Source organism: Acetobacterium bakii (assembly GCF_001263355.1).
Taxonomy (GTDB): Bacteria; Bacillota; Clostridia; order Eubacteriales; family Eubacteriaceae; genus Acetobacterium; species Acetobacterium bakii.
In genome coordinates this window covers 1-8,868 of sequence record NZ_LGYO01000076.1, presented here as the reverse complement: position 1 = coordinate 8,868, position 8,868 = coordinate 1, and the positions used below count along the sequence as shown (strand labels likewise).

At 44.7% G+C, this 8,868-nt stretch carries 3 protein-coding genes and 1 pseudogene; all 4 read left to right on the top strand.

Annotated elements, in window-relative coordinates; all coding sequences use genetic code 11:
* Nucleotides 1-268, top strand: a pseudogene (locus tag AKG39_RS18850) (S8 family serine peptidase); the annotation flags it as partial.
* A gap of 22 nt (nt 269-290) precedes the next feature.
* Nucleotides 291-476 carry a hypothetical protein gene (locus AKG39_RS18845; RefSeq protein ID WP_050741957.1) on the top strand — a complete coding sequence of 62 codons (186 nt, stop codon included), beginning with the start codon at nt 291-293 and terminating at the stop codon, nt 474-476.
* A 208-nt stretch (nt 477-684) separates the two neighbouring features.
* A complete protein-coding gene (locus tag AKG39_RS18840; protein WP_126981258.1) occupies nt 685-972 on the top strand; it encodes a hypothetical protein in 288 nt (95 codons plus the stop codon).
* Nucleotides 973-1,176: 204 nt separating this feature from the next.
* A partial coding sequence (locus AKG39_RS18835; protein ID WP_083439675.1) for a DUF4430 domain-containing protein occupies nt 1,177-8,868 on the top strand: 7,692 nt, incomplete at its 3' end.

The window sequence follows — 8,868 nt, the reverse complement described above, 5'->3', positions numbered from 1 at the left end:
GACCAACGGCGCCATGAGCGGAACCGAGGGCGAAGCGAAACGCCTGGAAGGCATCCGTATCAGCCTGACCGGAGCCGACGCCGAGCTGTGTGATATTTATTATCAGGTGCACGCCGAAAACATCGGCTGGATGGGCTGGGCCAAAAATGGCGCCAGTGCCGGAACCGAAGGCTTCAGCTATCGCCTGGAAGGGATCCGCATTGTGGTGGTTCCCAAAGGGGCCGCCGCCCCGGGAGCAACCGAGAGCGCTTTCGTGAGTAACAACTAAAAAAAGAAGAGTAAAAGAAAAAATGAACAGCACCCTGGGAATGAAGGTATCCCTTCACCCCCAGGGAATAAACAGAAGCCCGGCAGCGGGACAGGACTTAATCATCCTGTGCCGTTGCTTTTTTGCGATTAAAACGTTCGGCCGGGCCGCTTATGATCACCTAGACTGCGGGGGCGGTGTGCAAAAAGGCGCCCGGATGGATGCTTAGTGCCGGGAGAATGGGTTTATGCGGAAAATCAGAAATAACGACAAGAATTAAAAAAAAAACAGTTGCAATGTCAGAAACGCAATGTTAAGATTACTTTGTAACTTAAATGAGATTAAGATGCAGCAAATTGAATATAAATAAGATGATAAAGAGTTGCCGAAATTATAGTAGGCTTGGTAAAAGCAGCGATGCCTTTTACCTCAGAGGAATGTGGGTGAAAATCCCTAGCAGATGCGCTGCCGTGATTGCCGCAAGGCTTCAGTCGGGAACTCATTCTTTATCGACAGATATGATCCAACGCAGAGTGGATCAGATCAAGCAAAGTTCTACAGCATATTCTGGAACTTCTGTCACAAGTCATTTTTTGACTTGGATGGGAGTTCTTTTTTTGCTTAAAAATAAAGTTGAATTAGAAGAAGGAGAAGAAGATGACAACAGGTTAAGAGAAAAGGAACACGTTTATTGGTTAGTGAAAAAGATGGATATGAAGTCTTGAATTTCTAAAAGAGGGGGGTGAGAACAGAGAATAAATTTAAGTGATATAAACGAAAAAAAAGGACAATACAAACGCTAATTTGTATTGTCCCTGGGTCATAAATTAATGCAATGGATTATGACCCTTCTATTATGTCATGCCGACCTTATTAAAAAATTAAATGGTTTGGAATAAGAAAAAATAAAAAAATAGGAGTGAAGATTAATGAAAAAATTTTTACAGAGTTTTATATTGATATTAGTAATGATATTGGAACTGTTGCCTCCGATAAGCCTTGTCAGTGCAGCAGCGCCCTCATCAGAATGGAATCCCAGTGGGGGAAGTTATGTTATCAGTACGATAGCGGATTTGAATGCGTTTAGATCTGTTATCGCGGGAGGAGATAATTTAGGAGGAAAGACCATTACCCTTGCCAATGATATTAGTATTGGGTCTGAGATATTGACGCCGATAAAAACAGAGACTAACAATCCTAAATTTGATGGTGTATTGGATGGGCAAGGCCATAAAATAACCGGATTCAATGATGCTTCCGGTGGTCTGGTCTATACAATCGAAAACTGGGACGGGAAAAATGGCATCAAAAATTTGGAACTTAATGTTAGCATTCCAGATAATTCGATTGCCCAGGACAAGGATTACTACGCAGTTGCTGAGAATTTGGGCGCAAAAATCGAAAACTGTAAGGTCAGTGGAAGCATAATTCGGACCAACGCAGGGGTTGATACTGTCACAAGTGGCTTTGTCAACTACTTGAATTCAAGCAATTGTTTGATCAGCAACTGTATTAGCACAATCGATATCAATGCAGGCAATGGAACCGCCTGTGGGATTGCTGCTGAGGTGAATAGTGGCACATTTAACTATTGTCTGAGCCTGGGAACTTTGACAGGAACGACGATTGTTCCAATCAGTGGTGCAAACAGTGCTGCTAACAGTTACTATAACGCCGATGGAATTAAGGGAACCCTTTCAGCAAGCAGTAAAGGGATTGGTAAAACCAGTAGTGAACTCAAACTGGCAGCCGCCTTTGAAAGCTGGGATAGTAACTTTACCTGGAAATTATCAGACGGCAGCTACCCGGATTTGAAGGTATTCAGTGATGTTTCTCAGGCGGATATCGATTTGTTCAATCAGACCATCGCTAACGGAGAAATAGAAGTTGCGAAAGCCACTTATTATACACCTGCCAGCATTACAGCCATTCAGACGGCTCTGACTGCTGCGAAAATAGTGGATACCAAAACGGCATCGATGATTGCTCTGCAAAATGCAGGCAAAAATTTGCAGACGACCATAGTTAATGCGATTGTGATACCGGATAAAACAAATTTACAGAACATTATCACCGAGGCTGGTACTTACATTGGCAACTCAGCGAATTACACAGCCTATAGCATCAATAAATTAACAAGAACGGTAACATCGGGAACTAGTACGATGACCAATGCGGAAGCCAGTCAGGCAACCCTCGATAGTGCAGTCGCTAACATACGGACTAAGATTGATGCTCTGGTATCCATTGTCGATTTAAATACCGCACTGACGAATTCGGACACTTATAAAAATGCAGATTATACGACAGAGAGTTTTGCCATGCTGACAACGGCGGTAACAGCAGCAGAAATAGTGCAGACTAGTGCTGCAGGCAGTTCAAATAATATTACCAGTGATCAGGTGACTACAGCGGTCCAGGGCATCAACGATGCCATTACCGGATTGGTTACAGTCATCCAGAGCGCAGATAAATCTCTTCTTCAGAAAGCGGTCAGCGATGCGGATGCTGCCGGTTATTTAGAAGCAGACTATACAGCTTTCGCCTGGGGTCTCTACAGCACTTATTTAAGTGATGCAAAAACAATTTTGGAAAAGGCTGATGCAACCCAGACAGAAGTGGATGCGGCAACAAAAAATTTGACGAAAACAGTTGCAGTGACTATGCCTGGGGGAAAACAGGCAAATAAAACAGCTTTAAAAGAACAGCTGGATCGTGCCAATGCTTTAGTCGAAAGCAATTACACAGCTGAGAGCATTGCTGCAATGGCAGCAGTAAAAACAACAGCTCAGGGATATTATGATAACAAGAATCTTACCAAACAGCAACAGAATATTGTCGACGCTAAAACCAGTGAATTAAAAGCAGTCATTGATGCGCTTACTTTAGTTGAGAGAACAAACACATGGAATCCAACAAATGGAAGCTATGTGATTTCAACTGCAGCGGATTTGGATGCATTTCGGGTTGATTTGGCCGGAGGAAATGATTTTGGAGGAAAAACCATCACCCTTGCCAATGATATTGTCATTGGGGAATATAAGCTAACAGCTTTCAGCTTATATTCGACAACTTTTTATGGAAACTTTGACGGAGAGGGACACAAGATCATCGGATTTAATGACCCGGTTTATGGCTTGTTCAATTATATGTCGGGTTCTGTTAAAAATCTTGAACTCAATGTTGCCATTTCTGATGGTGCGATAGCAGCTGCCAATGACTACTATGCTTTAGCATGTACTTGTGGAAATATTGAAAACTGTAAGGTCAGCGGGTCAATTGTCCGAACTAATGCAGCAGAAGGAACAACAACCGCTGGTTTTGGTTACTGTATGTCCACAAGTGCAAAAATAATGAGCAATTGCATGAGTACCATTGATATTACTGCTCCTAATGGGATAGTAGTTGGTATTTTTACCCAGAAAAATACCAATAAAATGATTGATTGTTTAAGCACAGGGACATTAACCGGTAAAACAGTCTTACCTTTAGCGGGGAGTAAGAAGTCGGTCGATTGTTTCTATAATATTGAAGGAATCAAGGGAGACCTTTCTACTTTAACTACAGGTATAGGAAAACCAGCAAATGACCTCAAACAGATAGCTACTTTTGCAAACTGGGATGTCAACTATACCTGGGTCTTAAATGAAGGAAGCTACCCAGAATTAAAAGTGCTTGGGTCATTGAGTGAGGCTGACAAAACTTTATTCAGCCAGACTATTGCTTCCGGCGAAATAGAAGTTAAAAAAACCACTTATTACACACCGGCCAGTATTACTGTAATTCAAACCGCTTTGGATACCGCAAAAGCAGTGGACCTTTCTAAGGTCACGCTCTCATCTCTTCTAGATACGGGAAGAAGTTTACAGGCCACCATTAAAAATGCGATTGTGATACCGGATAAAACTGCTCTGCAGAATATTATAACCAAAGCTGGAATCTATACCGGTGATTCATCAAACTATACAGCTTACAGTTTAGGGCAATTAAATAATTATGTGGGACTTGCAAAAGAGTATGCATTAGACAAAGTAGAAGTCAGTCAGACTAGCGTTGATTCCTGGATTGTGAGCGTTCAAGAAAAAATTGATGCGCTGGTATCCATTGGCGATTTAAGTACAGCACTCACGAATTCAGACACCTATAAAGCCGCAGATTATAACACAGAGAGTTTTGCAATCCTTACGACGGCGGTAACCGCGGGAGAAAAATTGCAAAATAGTGCTGCAGATAGTTCGAATAATATTAGCAGCGAGGAGATCTCTGCGGCAGTGCAGGGTATCAATGATGCCATCACCGGATTGGTGAAGGTTAATCAAGGAGTGGATAAAAGTGCCCTTCAGAAAGTCGTAACAGATGCTGAAGCGGCTGGTTATGTCGAAGCAAACTATTCCAGTGATGCATGGAAAACCTACAGTGACTGTTTAAGTGTAGCCAAAACAGTTCTTGCTAAAACCGATGCAACCCAGACAGAAGTGGACACGGCTAAAATAAATCTGTCCAATGCGATTACAACAACTCTGGTCAATGGGGCACTGACTGCCGACAAAACGGCCATGAAAGTTCAACTGGATCGAGCAGGCTCATTGATCGAGAGTAATTATACCCAGGAGAGCTATGCAGTAGTAACAACAACCAAAGCGGCAGCTCAGACATGCTATGAAAATAGCAATTTGACTAAAAATGATCAGAATGAGGTGGATACAAAAACGAGTGACCTGAAATCGGCCATTGATGCATTGGTCAAGGTCAATGTGAATACCCCGCCGACGCTAAGTAAGAACGAAGCAGGCCAGTATACGATCAGTAGTGTGTCGGATCTTAACGCTTTAAGATCTGATATTCAAAGTGGTTATAGCTACGCCGGGGAAACGGTGATTTTGACTGGTAATATTGATGCCACCGGGCTTGCCGCTTATCAAACTCCTTTGACTCAATACTACATTTTTGATGGTACCTTCGACGGACGAGGCTATACCATTTCCAATTATACCGATAATCAGTCTGGACTTTTCAGCGTTATCGGCTCAAATGGAATTGTAGGAGATTTCATTGTCCAGGTTAATCTAACCTATGATGGAACCACCGGAATAGACTACAAAGCATATAACAGTTATAATTCAACCAATCAAACCGGGATTGTTGCCGATTTTAACGGCGGCAAGGTGACCCGTTGCGGAGTCACTGGCAGTATTGCTTTTACTGCGCCGTGTTCAGCCGGAGCACTAGTTGGAGAACAGCACGTTAATTTAATAAAAGAAGTAGCGGGTGAAACGGTTTCGCTCAAAGGTGTGATCAAAAACTGCTACAGTCGCGTGACGGTAACCAGCAATGCAAAAACAGATGTGAAGTATTTCGGGTTAAGCAATGATGGAACAGTTGAAGATTCCTATTATGCAGGAGTTTGGTCCGGGTCCATCAGCGCTGATTCCCAGCCCCTCGGGGGAGGAACAATTACCAATTGCTTCTATGACAGCAACATTTTGGGAAAAACTCTGAATGATGTAAAAGGAACAGCCAACACCACTCGAATGATGAAGAAAGACACCACCTACATAGCTGTCGGCTGGGATTTTATCCAGAGCTGGACAGTGGATTCAGCCGCTAATGACGGTTATCCAAAACTTGATTTCACAAAAAAAGACACCCTAAACAAACGTCAGGTGATATCTCTTAATTTTGTTCTGGAACCGCGAACCTATGACGCATCTGATTTTGAAACCTGCCGAATGACAAAGCTGAAAGATGTTCAAATTGTCAATGATCTCGGTACAAATCCCAATCATTTAAAAGTGAACTATTCTGTGAAAGATGATCCTTTTTATGTGGGAACTATGGGAGACAATGCCAGGGGTTATGTTACCTTTAATTCTTTATCTATCTCCTACGATCCCAACAGTGAAGTGGATTATGAATTGGATCCCGGCGTTTTAACCGGTGGTCAGCGAAATGTGGCTCGGGGTCAATTTTTGGAAGACAGTACAGCTGATCCCACTCCAGCCCAACAGCAGCAGATTATTGCAGATTCCAAGGCAGCCTGCAATTTGATCATTAAAAAGTGGCTCGGAGAAAATCCTGATCCGACCAAAACCTATGATCCATGGGTTGTAATGGCTGCGGCCAGAAACGATTATTCGGTGCCAGATGGATTCTACGATGAATATTTCAAAACCCTTACTAAAAAATACGCCGATTTAAAGGCTCAGGGAGTCGAAGGAAAAACCTTTGATGCTTGTGATACCGCCAAGGATGTACTCCTAATCGAAGCGATTGGTTATGATCCACGAGATGTGGGAGGCTATGACCTCATCGATATATTAAGCCGCAAGGATACTGCAACCAATGGGAAATATTTTGCCGGACAGTATGCAACCTTTGCCATAACAGCTCAGGACTTTACATTGACCCAGGACAGTGAACACATGGATGTCAATGCCTATATTCATAATCTGGCGCAAATAAAAACAACTGATGTTCAGGGAAATACCATCCAAAACGATACGGCTTCCGATATGTCGGTCATGGGCATTCAGCCCATTATGGCCTACTACAATCCTAACGCACAACCCGGGGATGAATGGTACGATGTCAAAATCGCGGTTGAATTCTATCTGAATATGTTTGAAAATGCTCAGAGCTATAAGGGTACTTTCTGGGGCGGTTATGGAGGAGCAGAATATTTGGGGTCAAAAGATTTTGATATATCCAACTATTGGACCAATGCCCAAGTGAACATTTCACTTGGAATGGCAGGAATCAGTCCCTTTGATTCTCGCTTTGTTAAAAATGGAAGCTCACCTTTAAGTGCGCTTTTAACTTCTTTTGATCTCGAAAAGGGAACCTATGATTCATCAATCGATTCCTACGATCCTACCCAGATTACCCGGGGAATCAATGCTCTGGTTCGTTCCGCCGAAGGAAAAAATCAGTTCTTTAATATGCGTGATGCAGCCAATTCAACGGTCGTGGTGAACAATGCCATTACAGCATTGCCGGAAACCATTACCGCTGACAACAAAGCTGCCGTACAGTCGGCAACGGATCTTTACGATGCCCTAAACACCAGCAAGAAGGCAACTATCAGTACCGCCAATTTTGCCAAACTGACAGCGGCCAAAATAGCGGCGGGTATCACTCAAACAGGCGAAGCCGCCAAAGTTGTCATGGCCCAGATTACAGCCCTTCCCGAAGCGGCGGCCATCACCCTGGACAACCAGAAAGCGGTTGCTGATGTCCGCAGTGCTTATAACGCATTAAGTGCAGAAGATCAGAAATTGGTGACCAATTACACCAAACTGACAGACTGCGAAGCAAAGATTGCCGATCTTCAAAAACCAACAGATACGGACAGTATCGCGGCGCAGAGTGTCACCAATCAGATCAATACTTTGGGAACCATCACCAGTTATGATCAGAAAGCGGCGGTGGAAGCAGCACGCAGCGCCTATAACGCTTTGACCAAATCGCAAAGAACGCTGGTGTCAGCCGATACCGTGGCAATTCTAACGCAAGCAGAAGCGGCCATTGAAAAACTCAAACCCGCAACCGGCAGCATCACCATCGACGTGGAACGCTTTACCATCGGCCAGGGCTTCTATGTGGAACCGGTCACCCTGCCCATTAAAGAAGGGGAAACCGCCCGTCAGGCCATTGAAGAACTACTGGGAGCTGACAACCTGGTTGGTGACGTGGGATACCTCCGGGCGGTAAAAGGAGCCGATACCGGAACCGCCGCGATTCCTGATTACATCGTTTCTCAATTGAAAGGCGGTGACAGTGCCGCCGCCAATGCCTATGCCAGCCGTTATGGCGGCAATGTATTGGGAGAATTTGACTACAGCAAGTATTCCGGCTGGTACTATCTGGTTAATAATCAAGCCCCTAATGTAGGCATGGACGCATACACCCTGAAAAACGGCGATGTTATGCGGCTGGCCTTTACCTACTGGGGAACCGGTAGCGATTTAACCGGGATTGAATACGGCACCAACAAGGTGTTGGTATCCATTGCCAACAAAGACAGTCTGATCAAAGCCATTGCCGCCGTCAACGGCAACAGTGCCTACCTTCAGGATACCACCATCAAGACGGCCTATGACACCGCCATGGCAGCGATACAGGATATGACCGCTTCTACAAAAGCGACTAATGCTGCGACTACTGCCCTGAATAAAGCGGTTGCGGACTACAAACCGGTCGACCCGGGAGAGGCCGATAATGCCGCTGCCAAAGTCGTCACGGATCAGATCAACGCCCTGCCGGGCGCCGATAAACTGGCCCTCACTGACAAGGTGGCCGTGGCAGCAGCCAGAACCGCCTATGACGGACTAACTGAGACCCAGAAATCTCTGGTTACCAACCTTGGCACCTTAACTGCCGCTGAAGCAAAAATCGCCGAGCTGGAAAAAGCAACCCCACCGGCCAAAGATGAAGCCACCGGCATCGAAATGGTTGGGCTTCCCGCCGGCATTGGTCTGAAGGTGGAAACCGAAACTGATGATGCCGAAAAAATCGACGAAGCTGAAAAAGCCGCCGCAGCCGCAGGCATTAAAGATGCTAAAGTGATCAGTCTTTACAGCATCAAGCCCGATATGAGTGAAGCCGACCTGGCCGCATTCAAC

Bases quoted from the DNA above. Each gene is read 5' to 3' on its own strand.
- AKG39_RS18840 (WP_126981258.1), top strand. From the start codon at position 685: ATGTGGGTGAAAATCCCTAGCAGATGCGCTGCCGTGATTGCCGCAAGG.
- AKG39_RS18845 (WP_050741957.1), top strand. From the start codon at position 291: ATGAACAGCACCCTGGGAATGAAGGTATCCCTTCACCCCCAGGGAATA.